Here is a 16,805-nt window from a genome sequence, read left to right as displayed (position 1 = left end):
TTCGGCCAATTAAGGGTCATGCACCGGCAGAAGGCCGGCGGAACGGGAGACGCGGTTTGCAACAGATTCTGACCCTGTGGACCAACCTGGAACCTCGGCGGCGGGTCATCGCGATCCTGGCCGCGCTCGCGATGTTCGGGGCCGTGCTCGGCCTCGCCCGGATGGCGTCGCAGCCGTCCCTCGCGCTGCTCTACTCGGGCCTGGAAAACGGCCAGGCGGGGGAAATCGTGCGCGCGCTGGATCAGCGTGGCGTCGTCTATGACGTGCAGGGCGGGTCGATCTACGTCGAAGGGGCCCGGCGGGACGAACTGCGCATGACGCTGGCCTCCGAAGGGCTGCCGCGCAACTCCTCCCAGGGGTACGAACTGCTCGACAACCTGTCGGGATTCGGCACCACCAGCCAGATGTTCGATGCCGCCTACTGGCGCGCCAAGGAAGGGGAGCTCGCCCGGACCATCGCCGCGGTGCCGCAGGTCAGCGCCGCGCGGGTGCATATCGCCCACCAGGGCGCCACCCCGTTTCAACGTGACATTCGCCCGACCGCCTCGGTCGCGCTGACGGCCAGCGGCGACATCTCCGCCAGCCAGGCCAAGGCGCTGCGCTACCTCGTGGCCTCCGCCGTGGCCGGGCTCAACCCCGACGATGTCGCGGTGATCGACGATTCGGGCGAACTGATCGGCGCCACGGACGAGGCGACGGGCACCCCCACCGGCCAGGACCGGGCGGAGGAGCTGAAGGAGAAGGTCCAGCGCCTGCTGGAGGCCCGCGTCGGCTTCGGCAATGCCGTGGTCGAGGTCGCGGTGGAAACCAACAACGAAAGCGAGTCGATCCGCGAACGCCGCTTCGATCCCCAGGGGCGCGTGGCGATCTCCACCGAGACGGAGGAGAACTCCAGCACCTCCCAGAATTCCGGCAGCGGCGATGTCACCGTCGCCTCCAACCTGCCCAACGGGGAGGCTGGCGGCGGCGGCAATTCCTCCGCCTCCGACAGCGGCACGCGGGAGCGGGTCAACTACGAGGTGTCGGAGGTCAACCGGGAGGTCCTGCGCAGTGCCGGTGCCATCCGTCGCCTGACCGTCGCGGTGCTGGTGAACGGGACCCGGGGCACCGATGACAACGGCGATCCCGTCTTCACCGACCGGACCGAGCCGGAGCTTGCCGATCTGCGCGAACTGGTCGCCTCCGCTGTGGGCTTCGACGAGGCGCGGGGGGACGTGATCACCATCAAGTCGATGGAATTCGAACCCGTGGCGGAGCTTGGCACCGCCGCGGCGCCCGGTTTCCTCGACCAGATCCACCTCGACGTGATGTCCCTGATCCAGATGGCGGTTCTGGCGCTGGTGGCGCTGATCCTCGGCCTCTTCGTGGTCCGGCCGGTGCTGTCGAAGGGGGCCCAGCCGCCGCTCCTGACCGCCGATGGCGGAGAGGTCCTGGAAGGCGAGATCCAGGAGGATGACTACGACCTGCCCGACCTTCCCGGCCTGGGGGGTTTTGGCGGCGATGACGAGGGCGGCGGCTTCCCGATGATGGCCGATTTCGACAGCGACGGCATGGCGGGCGGGGATGATCCCGTGGCCAAGCTCCAGGCGCTGATCGAGGACCGCAAGGAGGAAACGATGGAGATCCTGCGCAGCTGGCTCGAAGAGGGGGAGGAAACCGCATGAAGCAGATCGCCCAGATCCTCGAAGATTTCGGCGCCGTCCGTACCGCCCCGCCCCCCGGCCTGTCCGAGGAAGAGCTGGAGACGATCCGCCTCGAAGCCTTCGAGAACGGCTACCAGGCGGGGTGGGACGATGCCACCAAGGCGGCCCGGGATGAACAGGGCCATGTCGCCGCCGACTTCGCCCGCAACCTGCAGGACCTTTCCTTCACCTATACCGAGGCGCAGTCGCACATGCTCTCGGCGATGAAGCCCCTGCTGGACGACATCGTCGACAAGATCCTGCCGGAAACCGCGCGCGAAACCATCGGCCTGCGGGTCAAGGATCAGCTGGATGCCCTGGCCCGCCGCCGCGCCACCCAACCGGTGGAGGTCGTGGCCGCCCCCGGCAATATCGCCGTCATCGAACAGCTGACGGAACAGGATTTCGGCTTCCCCCTCGCGGTGGCCGGGGATGACACGCTCTCCGACGGGCAGGTCTTCCTGCGCTTCGGAGAGGAAGAGACGGAGATCGACCTGACCGAGGTGACGGAGGGTATCCGCACCGCCCTGGCGGGGTTCTTCGCGGAACAGGAAAGGATGCAGCAGCATGGATGACAGCAGCGAGGCCCCGGGCCGTGCCAACCCCTTCACCGTCGTCCCGATCGAGATCACGATCTCGGTGGGCAAGGCCCGGCCGCTGATCCGCGACCTGCTGAAGCTGACGCGCGATTCCGTCCTGCCGCTGGACCGCCGGGTGGAGGACCCGGTGGAGCTCTACGTCGGCGATCGCCTGATCGCCCGGGGGGAGCTGGAGGAGATGGAGGGCGACAACGCCGGACAGCTCGCCGTGCGCCTGACAGAGGTCTCGGACCTCTCGGGGGAGCTCTGAGCCATGCCCGGGAGGAGAAGAACTCTCCCCGAGGCAGGCAGATCCGGAAAGGCGGCGCCCTGGGCGGCCTGTCCGGCGCCCCGCCCGCTTGCCTGCCTGAGGGCCTGCCCACCTGCCCGCCCGCTCGCCCGGTTGCTGGCCCCACGCTTACCTGTCCCATTGCAATCCGCCCCGTTGCAGCCCGGCTCCCTGCAATCCGCCCCCCTGCCGTTCGGCCTGCCGCCCACGCAGCCTGCTCCGCTGTCGACCCGCCCGGCTGTATCGCACCCCGTCTCGCGAAGGGCGCGGACACCTGCCTGCCTGCCCGCCCGACGACCTGATCAGCGCCCTGACCAGCGCCCCGACAAGATATCTGACAAGAACCCTGATACGGGACCTGACGTGCGAATTGTCTCGCGATTGGGCATTCGACCGGGCTCCCGACCTGCTCGGCAACCTTTCCTGTCATCCGGGCGGGGGCGGACCGGCTTGCCTGCGCGGCCGATGACGGGCCCGCACGCCGCCTTTGTCGTCGCCACGCGGGCCTCTCACCGCCTCTCTGCGCCCGGCCCAGTCCTCAGCCCAGTCCTCAGCCCAGTCCCCGGCCTCGTCCCGGATGCTGCCCCCAGTGTGGCCTCCAGTGCTGCTCCCAGCCCCACCCGAACCTCTGCCGGGATCCCGGCTGGCCTGGCCCATCGGCTGCCCCTCCGCCCCTGGCTGCTTCCGGCGCTGGCGCTTTTCCTGCTGATCCTTCTGCCCGCTCCCCTGCAGGCACAGGACATCACGCTGGATCTCGGCGGCGGGTCGCTCTCGGCGCGGGGGATCCAGATGATCCTGCTGATCACCGTGCTCAGCCTCGCGCCGGGCATCCTGATCACCGTCACCTGCTTCCCCTTCCTCGTCACCGTCCTGTCGATCCTGCGCCAGGCGCTGGGCCTGCAGCAGGCCCCGCCCAACATGCTGCTGATCAGCCTGGCGCTCTTCCTCACCTGGTTCATCATGGAGCCGGTGATGACCGAAAGCTGGACCCGCGGCATCGCCCCCCTGGTGGCAGAGGAAATGACGGCGGAAGAGGCGCTTCCGCTGGCCATAACCCCCTTCCGCGGCTTCATGGCCAACCGTATGGATCCCGACACATTCGAGGCGATGGCCGCCCTGCGCCCCGACGCGGCGCAGATAGAGACCGGCCCCGATGCGCCGCTCTCTGTCCTCATCCCCTCCTTCATGCTGTCGGAAATCGCCCGTGCCTTCCAGATCGGCTTCCTGCTGTTCCTGCCCTTCCTGATCATCGACCTGGTGGTGGCGGCGGTGCTGATGTCCATGGGCATGATGATGGTGCCCCCCGCCATCGTCTCGTTGCCGTTCAAGCTGTCCTTCTTCGTCATCGCCGACGGCTGGACCCTGCTCGCCTCTGCCCTGGTCCGAAGTTACGGCTAGGGCATCCCGGCGCGGGGCCAAGATCGGGGCCAAGATCGGGGGCCGTGACGGTCGGCTGCGAACAGGGTCGTGACCGGTGGCCCGACCGGCAGGGGCAGGACAAGGTCGCGCGACCAGCGACAGGGGGATTGCCCCGCCGCCGGCGGGCCATGGGCACGTCCGGCGCTCTGGCCCCCTGCGCCTTGGCGGGCCTCTTGTCGGCGCCGCACCCGGCGGGCCTTTTCCCGGTGCCAGAGCGGCACCGCCGCGCGTGCCGCGACCCTTCCCCATCGCGACGCGCAATTGACTGAAAAAGAGCAATAATCACCCTGTGCCGCGACGTCGTTCCGGCCGCCCCGTCGACTTGCCCGTCCCCCGGTCCTATCGAAACCGGATGACCTGCCCTTCGGGCGGCGGCGCGTCATGGCGCTGCCGCCGGGCGTGGAAACCGGCGCGTGCAGTCTGTTGCCTGGGGGCGATCCTCCCCGGCTCTGCCGCCCCATGGGCCACTCCCGAAGGGCAACTGCAAGGGAGGATACCACCATGAAAATCGCAATCGCCGCGCTCGCGGCCGGGCTGCTGCTTGCCCCGCAGGCCAATGCCCAGGTCTCCGCCACGCCGGAGGCCTACAGCGTGCTGCAGCACCTCGGCCGCGACCTGACGCCGGAGCTGATCGGCGGCACGATGAAGCTCTACGGCGGGCTCCTGGCCGGGGACAATGACGACGGCCTCGCCGTTTCCCGCGATCTTGCTTACGGCACGGCGGAGCGGAACAGGCTGGACGTCTACGCACCCCAGGGGGCATCGGATCTGCCGGTGGTGATCTTTGTCCACGGCGGCGGCTTCGTGCGCGGCGACAAGGCAGAGGTCGCCAACCTGGGCCGGTGGTTCGCCCGTCACGGGGTGGTCAGCGTCCTGATCAACTACCGCTACGCCCCCGATGCGACATGGCCGGACGGCGCGCGGGACCTTGCCGGGGCCATCGGCTGGGCGAAGGAGAATATCTCCGGCTACGGCGGCGATGCGTCAAAGCTGGTCCTGATGGGCGATTCCGCCGGGTCGATGCACGTGGCCGACTACACCTTCCGGGATGAGCTGCAGCTGGCGGATGACGGGGTGATCGGGTCCGTCCTGATCTCCACCCCGACCGTCGACATGACGGCGATGGACCTCGATCCCAAGCGGGACCTGCTCTACTACGGCGAAGACGGTGACCGGGCGGCGCAGTCGGTGGTGAACGCGGTGCCCGAGGGGCGCAAAATCCCGGTGATGGTGGCCTATGCCCAGAACGAGCCGGACAAGATCATCGGCCAGGTCGGCACCCTGATCGACGCGCTGCGGGCGCGGGATGGCCGGCTGCCCCTGATCGCCTCGGCGCCCGGGCACAACCACATCTCGATCATCAGCCATTTCGGCACGGCCGATGAAACCTTCGGCCTGGCGCTGCTGGATTTCGTGACCATGCAGGCGATGGCGGCCGACGCGGACTGAGATCCCGAAGACTACCCGGCCCCTTGCCCCGGCGCAGGTCGGGTGCAGGGCGGGGACAGGTCGTACGCAGGGCGGGCGGCCAGATCCGCCCCCCTCAACGCGCCTTTCAGTCCTCGAAACCGGTCAGGTGCTGCTCGCCCCGGGCCTTTGCCAGGGCGATCTGCTTCTGCCGTTCGCGGAACCGCGCCTTGTCCTCGTCCGAGGTCTCCTCGATGCACAGGTGGCAGGACACGCCCTCTTCGTACTCGGGGCGGGCGCGGTCCTCGGGCAGGATCGGGCGGCGGCAGGCGTGGCACAGGATATGCGGCCCCTCGGCCAGCCCGTGACCGACCGACACGCGCCGGTCGAAGACGAAGCATTCGCCCTCCCAGGTGCTTTCCTCGGCGGGCACTTCCTCCAGGTATTTCAGGATGCCGCCCTTCAGGTGGTAGACCTCCGGCACGCCCTGGCCCAGCAGGTAGTTCGTCGATTTCTCGCAACGGATGCCGCCGGTGCAGAACATGGCGATGCGCTTGTTGTGGAAACGCTCCTTGTTCTCCTCCCACCAGGCGGGGAATTCGCGGAAGCTGACGGTCTTGGGATCCACCGCGCCTTCGAAGGTGCCGATGGCGACCTCGTAATCGTTGCGGGTGTCGATCACGGCCACGTCGGGGCTGCGGATCAGCGCGTTCCAGTCGGCGGGCGCCACGTAATGCCCGACGGAGGCCAGCGGATCCACGTCCGGCTGGCCCATGGTCACGATCTCCTTCTTCAGCCGCACCTTCATGCGGGCGAAGGGCCGGTCGGCCGCGGTGGAGAACTTGTACTCCAGGTCGGCGCAGCCGGGCAGGGCGCGGATATGGGCCAGCACCGCCTCGATCCCCTCGCGGGTGCCGGCGATGGTGCCGTTGATCCCCTCCTTCGCCAGAAGCAGCGATCCGCAGATCTTCTGCTCGGCGCAAAGCGCCTCCAGCGGGCCCTTGATGGCCGCGGGGTCCTCGAAACGGGTGAAGTGGTAGAGCGCGCAGACGGTGAACATGCCGGGCGGATTAGCGTGGCCCCGCCCGCCGGGCAAGGGCCATACGCTGCGGCATTCAGCCCACACGATGGGTTTCGTGGCGGGCGTCAGCAGGGTGTCAGCCTGTCCGCCCGGCACGGGCGGCCAGCGCGGCAAGGGCCCGGGCCACCTGCTTGCGCGCGCCCTCGTCCACCAGGCGCCCCCCGGCCACCTTGCCCTCCATCAGTCCGATCGACACATCCGGGCCCGGCACCACCTCCGCCCCGATCACCGACAGGACCTGCCGCCAGGCGTAGTTCGACATGTTGCCACCGCGCGGGCCGGTGCTTTGCGTCAGCACCGCCACCGGCTTGCCCGACATCGGGTAGCCGGGTTCGGTCGACACCCAGTCCATCGCGTTCTTCAGCCCGCCGGGCACCATCCGGTTGTACTCGGGCGAACAGATCACCACGCCGTCGGCCGCGCGGATCGCCTCGCACAGCGCGGTGACCGGGGCGGGTGTGCCGCTTTCCTCGCGGATGTCGCCGTTGAACAGGGGGATTTCGTCGATCTCGACGTCGACCAGGCGCAGACCTTCGGGGGCCAGTTCCGGCAGGGTGGCGCGCAGCATCCGCGTCAGCGACGCGCGACGCAGCGAACCGCACAGGGCGACAAGGGTCAGATCGGTCATGGGGGTCTCCTACGGGGTCTCCTGCGGGGCGGGGCTCCTGTTGCACCTGCCCGAAGCAGAGCGTGAAACCGCACAGGACACAATGGCCCAGACGCCCACGATGGCCCTGACGTGCCGGCGATCCGGCGTGGCCTGCAGCGGACCGGTCACACCGTTGTCCAGCCATCCTCATCAGCGCCGCCGTAGATCCCTCCGGCTTTGCTGGTCGCGGCCCCGGCCTTCGGTTTCTTGGCTTTCATCGCCTGGTACATGTTCCGGGCGTAAAGGCGGTAGACATCGTTGATCACCGGCATCCCGTTGTCGAAATGCCCCGTGCTGATCAGCTGAAGAGCCTTTTTGCGTGGCCCGGATGACAGTCCCTGCAGATCCAGCCTGCCGCGACTGAGCTTCCCGCCCGTGATGATATCGTAATAGACGTGCACATTGGCAACTGAACCTCCTCCGCTGTTGACCGGCACGGTCACGTGGAAGCCGATCCAGTTTCCGTTGGGGGAGGCGTCACTGAGAGTGACGGACAGATGCGGCTTGTCCGGGGTGTTGTGGGGCAGATCCTCACGGAACCAGCACCAGACGTTTCCCGCTGGCGAATGGACGTATTTTCCCGCGAAATCCGCCGGTGCGGTGATTTCCACTTCCGGTGGCAGCTTGTTGACCTTCATGGGAAACCTCCGGCTCTTCCGGTTGAAAATGGACCTGGCTGCACAAGGGTGCGGCATCAAATGGCGCAACCCTTGCATTCCATGGGGGAGCGATCAAGCTTCCCAGCAACCTGGGCGTGCCGGGGCGGCGGGATGCCGCCCAGCTCCGGAGCCGTCCCGCAGCAGCCCCCATGCCCCCTCTGCCTGCTCCCTTTGCCTGCGCCACGGGCGTGTCCCGGCCTCCGGTCCCGTTACCCGGCCCCTCTGGCGGTGGCCGCGCGATGCCCCGCATTGACGCCCCGCGCCACAGCGGCAAAGCTCCGCCCGAACAGGCATAAGCCGGACGGCACAGACCAGACTGCGAATATAGGAGCACACCATGACCGAGGCCCTCATCGTCATCGACGTTCAGAAGGATTTCTGCCCGGGCGGCGCGCTGGCCGTGGCCGGCGGCGATGAAATCGTGCCGGGCATTAATGCCCTGATGGCCGAAAGCGCGGCGGTGGTGCTGACGCAGGATTGGCACCCTGCGGGCCATTCCTCCTTCGCCTCCTCCCATCCCGGGGCGGCGGTCATGTCGATGACGGAAATGCCCTACGGGCCGCAGGTCCTCTGGCCGGATCACTGCATCCAGGGCTCGGACGGGGCGAACTTCCACGCCGATCTGGCGGTGGACCGGGCAGACCTGATCATCCGCAAGGGGTTCAACCCGGCGATCGACAGCTACTCGGCCTTTTTCGAAAACGACCACGTCACGCCCACCGGGCTGGAAGGCTACCTGAAGACGCGGGGCATCACGAAACTGGTGATGGTCGGCATCGCCACCGACTTCTGCGTCAACTACTCTGCCGTGGATGCCGCCCGCCTCGGGTTCGAGGTGACGGTGCGGCGGGATCTGTGCCGCGGGATCGACATGGATGGATCCCTCGCCGCGGCCGAAACGGCCATGGCGGATGCGGGCTGCATCCTCGCCTGATCCCGCGGCCCCGCGCGGCCCTTCCCTCGAAAGGGGTCCCGTAAGGGCCGCGCGCGGGGTCCCCGGGGGCACAGCGTCAACTGCGCCCCCGGGGCGTGGCCACCTGGCATATGGACGGGCTCCGGTTCCCTAGAAACCCTGCAGGAGCTGGGCAGAGCTCGCGGCGTGTTCCACTGCGCCGCTCTCTGCCAACACCTGCCACAATGCCACGCCGACCACGGCGACTGTCGCCAGAACGGCGATTGCCAGGGCCTGCTGTCCCGGCGACCGCCGAAGCGGGCCCTTCCTAGCAGGCCCCGTATTTTCAGCAGGCACCGGGCTGGCCATCCCCGACCAGCCCGGTTCCCGGCCTGCTGCCGGGGTTGCCTGGCCTGTCCCTGGCCAGGTTGCCCCCCGGTTATTCGTCACGTTGCCGGTGGCCGCGCTGAAAGCCGGCTCACACTCCGGCACACTTTCCGGCACGCGCACGTCCCGCAGCTCCCGCTGTGTGACCGGCTGCGACGACAGGATGCCGTCGGTGAAACCGGCGATCGAAAAACCGCCCCAGTTCTTCGACCGGAGCCGCCCGCCACTGGCGCGCAGCCCCGCGTTGAAACGCGCCAGAAGTGCCTGGCGTGCCTCTTCCTCGCTGGCCCGGTAATATCCCTCGGGCATGTCGCTCGACCAGTTCGCCAGGCCGAAACCGGCCTCCAGGAACAGGTCCTGCACCGCCGGATCGGCGGTCTGCAGGGCCTCGACCACCTGCCGGTCGCGGAAGAGGGCGATCCGTTGTCCCGACGGATCGCCCTTCTGGCCCGGATCCCGGGCCTTCCTCTGCGCGGCCAGCGGCAGAACCATGATCATGTCGAAGTCGTAATTCATGGTGTTCCCGAACGAGGATCCCGATCCTCGCGGTTGGTGTCTGCAATGGGGACAGGATGATGCCGATCTCTGGCGGAAATGCGGCGCTGCCGGGCCGGACCCGGGGCCTGTACGGGGCCGTTTCGGGCCGATCCGGGGGCAGGTTTCGGGCGGGCGTGGGGCACTCTGCGGGCCGCATCCGGGCTTGCGCGGGGCGGAAATCCGGCGGGAATTGGGCGACTGTTGAAAACTCTTTGAAAACCCGGGGCTTCCCGGTCAGGGCCCGGATAGTCCCCGGCGGGCGGGCAGGCTGGTCGGGCGGTCCGCTGGCGGGCCAGCGCTGCCCCAATCCTGCCATCGCGGGCAAGGGCGGCGGCCAGATTTCGCCTTCCTTCCGGACCGATCCCGCACCTTTCCTGCCCCGATTTCCCCTACCTTGGGGGAAGCGCCGCGGGTCGATTCTGCCCCGGCAGCCCGCCTCAGGCCTCCGCTTCCCGCGCCAGCCGCGGCGCATGGCCGAACAGCCGCCGGTAGTCCCGGCTGAACTGCGACGGGCTTTCATAGCCCACGCGGAAGGCCGCCTGGGTCACGCCCGCCCCGGTTTCCCGCAGCATCCGCCGCGCCTCCAGCAGGCGCAGGCGCTTGTGGTACTGCAGTGGCGTCGTGCCGGTGATCTCCCGGAAATGGCGGTGGAAGCGGCTGGGGCTCATCCCGCTTTCCCGCGCCAGGGCCTCGATGCTCATCCCCTGCTCGGGATGGCGGCGCAGCAGGTTCAGGGCGCGGGCGATCTGCGCCTCCGGCCCGTCGGGCCGCGCCAGCCGCCGCAGCATGGCGCCCTCGGGCGCGGCCAGCAGAAGCAGATGCAGTTCCCGCAGGTAGAGATCGGCCAGCATCTCCACCGGCCCCTCGCGGTCCAGCAGCGCCAGCAGCCGGCCCATCACGTCCACCATCCCCGGGGTCAGCGGCCCGCTGGCCAGCGCCGGGGCGGGGGCGCCCCTGCTCTCCCGTTCGGCAACATCAGGCGCCAGCTCCCGCAGCAGGGCCACGTCCAGCGCCACCGCCGCCGCCAGGTAGGGCGCATCGCGCCGCGCCTCCACCACCCGGTTCACCCCGGGCAGCTCGTGGCTCACCACCACCCCCGTGCCCGCGCGGAACATCACCTCTCCGCTGTCGAAGGTCACCGATTTCGCCCCCTGCAGCACCATGCAGAAGACCGGTTCGTAGATCGAATGCCGGATCCCGCCCGGCTCCGGCGTCTGCATCAGGGTCAGGCGCGGCACCAGCAGCGGCGCGGGGGCGGATTTCACCCCCATCTGCAGCGCCCGCCGCTGCGCATCCCGTCTCAACTCGTCGAGTGTCATCATGCGCCGACCATCGTCGCGCGCGCCCGCGCTGGCAAGCCCGCCGCCCCGCCGCCTGCAGGATCGGGCAAGCCTGCGACAGGATCGGGCAGGCAAGCCGGCGCGCGCCGGGCCATCTCTGGCTCACCCGGGGCGCGCACACAGGCAGCCCCTTCCAGACAGGAGCCTTCCCATGACCACCCCCCTTGCCACCCAGCCCGTCTTCCTGATCACCGGCGGCAACCGCGGCCTCGGCCGCGCCATGGCCGAGCATCTCGCCCGTGGCGGTGCCGATGTCATCATCACCACCCGGGGCGATGCCTCGGACGTCGTGGCCGATCTTGCGACCCAGGGCACCCAGATCCGCGCGCTGACGCTGGACACCACCGAAACCGATACCTTCGCCGCCTTCGCCGAAACCCTCGCCGCCACCCTGGCAGAGATGGGGCACGCCACCCTCACCGGGCTGGTCAACAATGCGGGCATCGGCCTCTACGGTCCGCTGGCCGACACGAGCGAGGAGACCTTCGACACCCTCTACACCCTGCACGTGAAGGGCCCGGCCCTGCTCACCGCCGCCCTGCTGCCGCGGATCACCGATGGCGGGCGCCTGCTCTTCGTGTCCTCCGGCCTCGCCCGCTTCTCCCTGCCGGGCTACGGCGCCTATGCGGCCATGAAGGGCGCGGTGGAGGTGCTCTCGCGCTACTACGCCCGCGAACTGGGGCCGCGCGGCATCTCCTCCAACGTGCTGGCGCCGGGGGCGATCGAGACCGACTTCGGCGGGGGCCGCACCCGTGACGATGCGCAGGTCAACGCCATGGTGGCCGGTTTCACCGCCATGGGCCGTGCCGGCCTGCCCGACGACGTGGGCGCGGCGGCGGCCTCCCTGCTGCTGTCGCAGGGCAACTGGGTCACCGGCCAGCGGATCGAGGTCTCGGGCGGGATGTTCCTCTGACCACGCCCCGGACGCGAAAAGGGGAAGCCACGAAAAGGGGCGGGGCCATCACGGCCCCGCCCCCCTTCCGTCCCATGTGGCAACCTCGCGTCACTGCGTGACCTGCACCTGCAGCCAGGTCGACCCGGGGGCGATGCCCGTCACCTCCAGGGTGCTGCCGGCGGTGGCCAGCCCCACGACCGGCGCCTGGGTCCAGCCCTCCTCGATGGAAAACGAGGTCGGCGCCTCATCCAGAGTCACCGATTGCTGCAGGGTCAGCTGGCTGCCCTGCGATATCTTCGCACCGCCCGGCGCCACCTCGGCAGAGGCAACCCAGCCGGTGATCGCATCGCCCGTCGCCGGTTGCGTCAGCCGGGCCAGGGGCTGCGACAGCGCAGGCGGCAGGCCACCGCGCGCGATCAGGGCGCTGATCTGGGCCCGGGTGCCCTCGTCGGCGGCGTAATATCCGGCCGCGATCGCCCGGCCGATATCGGTCATCGCCACCTCCGGCACCGCCGGGTCGCGCGCCACCTGCAACAGCATCATCGCCGCGCGGGGGTCATGCAGGTAGGTCAGCGTATTCGCCGCCTCCGTCGCCAGCTGCTCCGACCCGGTCAGCAGCAGCTCTGCGAAAAAGTCGTAGCCACCGTCCGGGATAACCTGCGCCAGGTCCTCGCCGGGGGTGCCGTTCTGCAGCATGGTCCGGATCATTTCCAGCGTGGCACTGCCATAGACCGTGACGGGGACGCCGCTCTTGTCGTGGGTCAGCACCTCGGCCAGGATCGCGGGGCCGCAGTTGCTGGCGATCCCCTTGGCGGCGCTGGCCCGGGCGGTGTTGCGGCTGTCCTGCAGGGCCTCCAGCTGGGCGGCGGTTTCCTCCTCCGTCAGGGTGCATCCCCCGGTGGCCGCATTGGCCGCGCCGAAGGAAAAGCCCTGCGTCAGCTTCTCGCGCAGGCCGGGCTTCACCTGTCGTTGCGGGCACAGCCCCGGCACGGTCACCGGCTCCCCCGCCAGCAGGACGACCGGCGGCGCCGCCTTCTGGAACTGCAGTTTCAGCTGCGGCAAGCGGGTGCTGACCTTCTCCATCGCCTCGTCCAGCCGTTCCAGGCACAGGTGCAGCTTCAGCACGTTGTCACTGTCGTCGGCGATCTGCATCAGAACCTCGTCGCCCTCCAGCGCGCGGGCATCCATCAGCACGTCGATCGAATCCCGGTTGGCATCGGGGCGCACGAACAGCAGGCGTGACCCGCTGTCCAGCGCCGACACGTCCCGCGCGCCGGTCATCACGCCCCCGCCCTCGATCCGCACATGGGGCAGGCTGTCGGGCGTCGGCGCCTGGTCCAGCCACAGCAGCAGCGCCAGCGCGCCCACGGTGCCGGCCACGGAAAACGGGCCCACCTTCCCGGTCACCACGCCGCCCCCCGCCGTCAGCCAGAAGGCCAGCCCGGCATAAAGGAAGACGCGGCCGATATAGGTGCCGGGGGAATTGATCGCGGTCACCGCGATGCAGGCGCCCCCCAGCAGGAACAGGAACAGCAGGAAGCTCGCCTTCGGCCGGTGGTCGCCGGATTTCCCGGGCGGCCTCTGCGCCGTCTCCGCCCCGGCGGCAGGGTCCCCGGCGGGGGTATCGGCGGGATTTTCGCCGGGGTTTTGGGGGGTGGCATGGGGATCGGGGGAATGCATTGATCTTGTCCTCTCGGAGAAAACAGGCGGAAAACTGGCGGGCGCCTTGCAATCTATGGGCGAAATCGAGTCATCTAATGCGCGTCAGTCTAGCACATCCGCCGCCTTTTGGCCTTGCGACCTTCGCAGCCCGCCCCGGGCGCTCGCCCTTGCATTCCGGCAAAACCCCCTGCTTTATCGCACCGATAAGTGAGGAGCCCGCCCCATGGTCGACATCGCCACCCGTGTCCACAATCACAAATGGAAGATCGACCCGATCGTCCGCTCCCTGATCGACACGGATTTCTACAAGCTGCTGATGTGCCAGTCGGTGTTCCGCAACAAGCCCGACACCACGGTCACCTTCTCCCTCATCAACCGCTCCAGCGCCGTGCCGCTGGCCAAGATGATCGACGAGGGCGAGCTGCGCGAACAGCTGGACCACGTCCGCTCGCTGTCCCTCTCGCGGGGCGAGTCCACCTGGATGCGCGGCAACATGTTCTACGGCAAGCGCCAGATGTTCCGCCCCGATTTCATGGAGTGGTTCGAAAACCACCGCCTGCCGCCCTACACCCTCGAACGCAAGGGCGACCAGTACGAGCTGACCTTCGAAGGCAAGTGGCATGAGGTCATGCTCTGGGAAATTCCCGCCCTCGCCATCCTGATGGAGCTGCGCGGCCGCGCCGTCCTGCACGAGATGCGCAAGTTCGAGCTGCAGGTCCTCTATGCCCGCGCCATGGCCAAGCTCTGGGAGAAGATCGAGCGGCTGAACAAGCTCCCCGACCTCAAGATCGCCGATTTCGGCACCCGGCGGCGGCATTCCTACCTCTGGCAGGACTGGTGCGTGCAGGCCATGGTCGAAGGTCTGGGCTCCAAGTTCACCGGCACCTCCAACTGCCTCATCGCCATGAAGCGCGACCTGGAGGCCGTGGGCACCAACGCCCACGAACTCCCCATGGTCTACTCCGCCCTGGCCAAGGACGACGCAGAGCTGGCCCGCGCCCCCTACGAGGTGCTGGCCGACTGGCACGAGGAGCATTCCGGCAACCTCCGCATGATCCTGCCCGACACCTACGGCACGGCGGGTTTCCTGGAGCGCGCCCCCGACTGGCTCGCTGGCTGGACGGGCATCCGCATCGATTCAGGCGACCCGGCGAAGGGGGCCGAAACGGCGATCGACTGGTGGAAATCCCGCGGCGAGGACCCGACGACGAAGCTGGTCATCTTCTCCGACGGTCTGGACGAGGCCAAGATCGAGGAACTCTACCACCAGTTCCACGGCCGCGTGAAGGTCAGCTTCGGCTGGGGCACCCTGCTGACGAACGATTTCAGGGGGCTGGCGAAAAATGATGCCTTGGCACCATTCTCCCTCGTATGCAAAGCTGTTGCGGCGGATGGGCACCCGACGGTGAAATTGTCGGATAACCCCGAGAAGGCCATGGGGCCCGCGGATGAGATCGCGCGCTACAAGCGGGTCTTCGGGGTTGGGGAGCAGGAGCGGTTTGAGGTGGTGGTGTGAATTTGTTTTTTTGATATAGTCTTTGGAAAGCGCATTTTTGTGGGGCTGTTATGCATATTTCCAATGAATCCAAGGTGTATTTGGCAATACTTGTGCTTTCTCTGTCTGTGTCAGCTGTATCGATATACATGAGCTTGAGTTTCAATCGGGTTTTGCATGTTGATTTTCCCGGGGGGCTCCCGGGTGAGAAGGAACTTGCTGTAAAGGTGCTGAAACAGGAAGTGATCTCTATTCAGCAGGAGATCTATGGTAAGTTTTCAGGAATTTTCCTTACTCTTCTGTCTGCATGCGCAGCAGTCACTGGCATACTTGGTGTCGGCCTCTACGAGTTGATACGGCGAAAAGTTGATCGGGATTATAAACTCATTCTTGATTCCAAACTGCGTCAGGCGAAGGCGCATTTCCTGGTTTTTTCATATAATGAGGACTCTTATGGGCAGTTCGTGAGGTACGAGCCAATTGTCCAATCTCGGCTCAACGCCGTTGCGGGAGTAGGGGATAAGCCCTCTGATTCGGACTTGAGGGGAGCCGAAGGCTCTGTAGCCCTTGCGAGGGAAATGGTTGTTCGGGCGCTTGGATTTGTCGAGGATTTGAATGGTGAGGAGACTACCGCATTCCTGGATGACTATGAAACATTGCATCCTTACGTAAACTTGCTGAATGCCTTGCTGTATGCTGAAACTTCTTGCGCTATTTTGGAGGGGTGCGGACCATCAAAAATGCTCGCTTCTGAAATGCATGAGATTGCAGAAAAGTTACTTGAGTTTGGTTTGGGAGAGTTGATGGCGTCCCGCAATTTCCCTTGGTGGCAGGCTGCAGATACGTTCTGTTTTTACGCGGTTCATATCGGACGTTTGACAGGGGATACTGGCCTGAGAGTTCGGGGGGCGGAAATGGTAAGGGATCTCATACGGCAGAAGCGGCTCAGGGTGTACCTTGAGCCGCTTCCTGACAGTGTTGTTCAACTTATCCAGAGAGAGTACGTTGACCGCGGTTTTGTGACGCTAAGCGACTAAACCAAGCTTGGCGATCACGGACGGCCAGGCTTACGGTAGACATTGACTTTGTTGCTCATCGTTTTTCCTTCTGTCAAACGATCCAGTCTCATTAGTAACAAACGCTCCAGCGAGGTGCAAGTTCCATGGTGCGCAGAGCGCCGAAGGTTTGTCTGTCTCTGAGGCATCATGTAGATATGTCCGGCGCATTTGCAACTAGGTTCGACTGAGCTGGTAAATTTTTTTTTAAATATCAGAACTTTGGAGCTCAATGCGCGCTTGTGCCTTGGCTATCTGACAGTGAGGAGTATTTCAAAATATGCACTCCGAGAAGGGGGAGGTACACTAGCCAAACCTCCTCGAACAAAGGAGAAAACCTACCTCTCCCACCCCCGCTTCTCCTTCACCTCGGCCCTCTGCTTCTTCGCCTCCACCCGCTTCCGCTTCTGGTTCTGCGACACCTTCGTCGCGATCCGCCGCTTCGGCGCCACCAGGGCCTTCCGCACCAGCTCCGCCAGCCGCTCCCGCGCCACCTCCCGGTTGCGCGCCTGGCTGCGCTCCTCGGACACCTGCAACACGATGGCGCCCTCCTTGGTCCAGCGCCGCCCGGCCAGCCGCCGCAACCGGCGCTTCACCGGGTCGGGCAGGGAGGGCGAGCGTTCCGCCTCGAACCGCAGCTCCACGGCAGAGGACACCTTGTTGACGTTCTGCCCCCCGGGACCGGAGGCGCGCACGAATTGCTCCACCAGTTCCCATTCCTCGATCGCGATTTGATCCGTGATCCGCAGCATCCGTCCAACTCCTGTCTCCGGCCTCC

General features: G+C 66.9%; 16 protein-coding genes. 9 read left to right on the top strand and 7 right to left on the bottom strand.

What is annotated here, in order from left to right:
* The first annotated feature begins 56 nt into the window (after positions 1-56).
* The 5 genes from fliF to AC2IR1_RS22425 all read left to right on the top strand — a co-directional run bounded on the left by fliF (position 57) and on the right by AC2IR1_RS22425 (position 5,417).
* Positions 57-1,664 carry a flagellar basal-body MS-ring/collar protein FliF gene (fliF, locus tag AC2IR1_RS22445; RefSeq protein WP_486474195.1) on the top strand — a complete coding sequence of 536 codons (1,608 nt, stop codon included), beginning with the start codon at positions 57-59 and terminating at the stop codon, positions 1,662-1,664.
* Positions 1,661-2,257, top strand: coding sequence for a FliH/SctL family protein (locus AC2IR1_RS22440; protein ID WP_486474194.1), 597 nt, complete (start codon positions 1,661-1,663; stop codon positions 2,255-2,257). Before fliF ends, AC2IR1_RS22440 begins: the two co-directional genes overlap by 4 nt.
* Positions 2,250-2,531 (top strand): FliM/FliN family flagellar motor switch protein, encoded by a 282-nt coding sequence (locus AC2IR1_RS22435; RefSeq protein ID WP_486474193.1) that lies wholly within the window; start codon positions 2,250-2,252, stop codon positions 2,529-2,531. Before AC2IR1_RS22440 ends, AC2IR1_RS22435 begins: the two co-directional genes overlap by 8 nt.
* Positions 2,532-3,227: 696 nt before the next feature.
* A complete protein-coding gene (gene fliP / locus AC2IR1_RS22430) occupies positions 3,228-3,947 on the top strand; it encodes a flagellar type III secretion system pore protein FliP (protein WP_486476455.1) in 720 nt (239 codons plus the stop codon).
* 522 nt (positions 3,948-4,469) lie between these two features.
* Positions 4,470-5,417, top strand: coding sequence for an alpha/beta hydrolase (locus AC2IR1_RS22425; protein WP_486474192.1), 948 nt, complete (start codon positions 4,470-4,472; stop codon positions 5,415-5,417).
* Between the two features lie 106 nt (positions 5,418-5,523).
* Here the strand turns inward: AC2IR1_RS22425 and trhO are convergent, their stop codons facing one another.
* The 3 genes from trhO to AC2IR1_RS22410 form a co-directional block, all read right to left on the bottom strand.
* The gene (gene trhO / locus AC2IR1_RS22420; RefSeq protein ID WP_486474191.1) at positions 5,524-6,435 is read right to left on the bottom strand and encodes an oxygen-dependent tRNA uridine(34) hydroxylase TrhO; all 912 of its coding nucleotides are present in this window, start codon (positions 6,433-6,435) and stop codon (positions 5,524-5,526) included.
* 97 nt (positions 6,436-6,532) lie between these two features.
* Positions 6,533-7,084 carry an NADPH-dependent FMN reductase gene (locus AC2IR1_RS22415; protein ID WP_486474190.1) on the bottom strand — a complete coding sequence of 184 codons (552 nt, stop codon included), beginning with the start codon at positions 7,082-7,084 and terminating at the stop codon, positions 6,533-6,535.
* A 146-nt stretch (positions 7,085-7,230) separates the two neighbouring features.
* Entirely contained in the window at positions 7,231-7,743 is a 513-nt protein-coding gene (locus tag AC2IR1_RS22410; protein WP_486474189.1) for a hypothetical protein, read from the bottom strand.
* A 358-nt stretch (positions 7,744-8,101) separates the two neighbouring features.
* On the opposite strand from AC2IR1_RS22410, the gene pncA reads away from it, so the two are divergent.
* A complete protein-coding gene (gene pncA, locus AC2IR1_RS22405; RefSeq protein ID WP_486474188.1) occupies positions 8,102-8,698 on the top strand; it encodes a bifunctional nicotinamidase/pyrazinamidase in 597 nt (198 codons plus the stop codon).
* Between the two features lie 129 nt (positions 8,699-8,827).
* Here the strand turns inward: pncA and AC2IR1_RS22400 are convergent, their stop codons facing one another.
* Positions 8,828-9,559, bottom strand: a complete 732-nt coding sequence (locus AC2IR1_RS22400; RefSeq protein WP_486474187.1) for a hypothetical protein — start codon at positions 9,557-9,559, stop codon at positions 8,828-8,830.
* A gap of 458 nt (positions 9,560-10,017) precedes the next feature.
* Positions 10,018-10,902 (bottom strand): helix-turn-helix domain-containing protein, encoded by an 885-nt coding sequence (locus AC2IR1_RS22395; RefSeq protein ID WP_486474186.1) that lies wholly within the window; start codon positions 10,900-10,902, stop codon positions 10,018-10,020.
* 169 nt (positions 10,903-11,071) lie between these two features.
* Here AC2IR1_RS22395 and AC2IR1_RS22390 point away from each other — a divergent pair, with 169 nt between their 5' ends.
* The gene (locus AC2IR1_RS22390) at positions 11,072-11,833 is read left to right on the top strand and encodes an SDR family NAD(P)-dependent oxidoreductase (RefSeq protein WP_486474185.1); all 762 of its coding nucleotides are present in this window, start codon (positions 11,072-11,074) and stop codon (positions 11,831-11,833) included.
* 90 nt (positions 11,834-11,923) lie between these two features.
* Here the strand turns inward: AC2IR1_RS22390 and AC2IR1_RS22385 are convergent, their stop codons facing one another.
* Complete coding sequence (locus tag AC2IR1_RS22385) at positions 11,924-13,495, bottom strand: hypothetical protein (protein WP_486474184.1); 1,572 nt, start codon at positions 13,493-13,495, stop codon at positions 11,924-11,926.
* 205 nt (positions 13,496-13,700) lie between these two features.
* Between AC2IR1_RS22385 and pncB the strand changes: the two genes are divergently transcribed.
* A complete protein-coding gene (pncB, locus tag AC2IR1_RS22380) occupies positions 13,701-14,993 on the top strand; it encodes a nicotinate phosphoribosyltransferase (RefSeq protein WP_486474183.1) in 1,293 nt (430 codons plus the stop codon).
* A 50-nt stretch (positions 14,994-15,043) separates the two neighbouring features.
* Positions 15,044-16,009: a hypothetical protein gene (locus tag AC2IR1_RS22375; protein WP_486474182.1), complete on the top strand. Its 966-nt coding sequence runs from the start codon at positions 15,044-15,046 to the stop codon at positions 16,007-16,009.
* 356 nt (positions 16,010-16,365) lie between these two features.
* Here the strand turns inward: AC2IR1_RS22375 and arfB are convergent, their stop codons facing one another.
* Positions 16,366-16,779 (bottom strand): alternative ribosome rescue aminoacyl-tRNA hydrolase ArfB, encoded by a 414-nt coding sequence (gene arfB, locus AC2IR1_RS22370; RefSeq protein ID WP_486474181.1) that lies wholly within the window; start codon positions 16,777-16,779, stop codon positions 16,366-16,368.
* Between the last annotated feature and the right edge of the window lie 26 nt (positions 16,780-16,805).

Source organism: Pseudooceanicola sp. NS-SX8, from assembly GCF_057380755.1.
Note: the sequence above shows the minus strand (reverse complement) of the source record. Positions and strands in the feature narration are given on the sequence as shown.